Origin of the sequence: Streptomyces iakyrus (assembly GCF_000717055.1) — a bacterium.
Classification (GTDB): Bacteria; Actinomycetota; Actinomycetes; order Streptomycetales; family Streptomycetaceae; genus Streptomyces; species Streptomyces iakyrus.
The window spans coordinates 1-208 of the sequence record NZ_JNXI01000177.1 but is presented as its reverse complement, the minus strand read 5'-3'; the positions used below and the strand labels follow the sequence as shown (position 1 = coordinate 208).

Genomic DNA, 208 nt, shown 5'->3' with positions numbered 1-208 from the left:
CGGCACCGGCCTCAACGCCCCCGCGGGCTATGCCGAGTCGGCCCGCCGTCACCTCGCGGCCATCACCGGGCTCCCGCTGGTGACAGCGGCCAACCTGGTCGAGGCGACGCAGGACTGCGGGGCGTTCGTGCAGATGTCCGGTGTGCTCAAGCGCATCGCGGTCAAGCTGTCCAAGAGCTGCAACGACCTGCGGCTGCTGTCGTCGGGG

The 208-nt window shown here is 71.2% G+C and carries 1 protein-coding gene; it reads left to right on the top strand.

The window, feature by feature from the left end; genetic code table 11:
* Positions 1-208: lyase family protein (locus OO68_RS42010; RefSeq protein ID WP_033314779.1), on the top strand; the 208-nt coding region annotated here is incomplete at both ends.